The sequence below is a fragment of the Holdemanella sp. DFI.5.55 genome (genome assembly GCF_020593575.1).
In the GTDB taxonomy this organism is placed as follows: Bacteria; Bacillota_I; Bacilli_A; order Erysipelotrichales; family Erysipelotrichaceae; genus Holdemanella; species Holdemanella hominis.
The window spans coordinates 1-535 of record NZ_JAJDMK010000196.1; the positions used below are offsets into that span (position 1 = coordinate 1).

1 protein-coding gene is annotated in these 535 nt (G+C 41.1%); it reads right to left on the bottom strand.

What is annotated here, in order from left to right:
- Positions 1-535: IS3 family transposase (locus LJE08_RS13775; RefSeq protein ID WP_227403553.1), on the bottom strand; the 535-nt coding region annotated here is incomplete at both ends.

The window sequence follows — 535 nt, forward strand, 5'->3', positions numbered from 1 at the left end:
CGAACTTTGTTGTTGCGACCATAGGTTAGTTCTGTCGTATCGGACACCCAAACCAGATTAGGCGCTATCTGAATAAATTTCCGTTCCAATAAATTATCCTCTTGGTACTGTTGCTGTTCTTTCTTGCGGCTGCGCTTTTTCTGACGGACATCAGCTTTAATGCCGTGTTTCCGCATGATTCGACGCACACGCTTAATATTGATACGAAAGTCAAACGAAAAGGTGTATTCTGGAATTTCTTGATTTTTCCCATTCTCATTGTTTAAAATCGCGGTTACTTTTTTATGACCAGCACAGTTCTGATGGCGTTTTTCAATCTGATAGATTGCTTCCAAAATTGCCTTGTTCTCAATTTCTCTTTGTGTTGGCTGTCTTTTGAGCCACTGATAGTATGATTTGCGTGAAACTTTGGCAATTTTAGTCAGTTCGCTAACGGAACCTGCGGTTTCGTTGATTAATTCTTGAACCGCTTGATATCGTCCGGTCGCTTCACCCCTCGATTGCGTATTTCGACTAATTTTTTTGCGAATGCGAT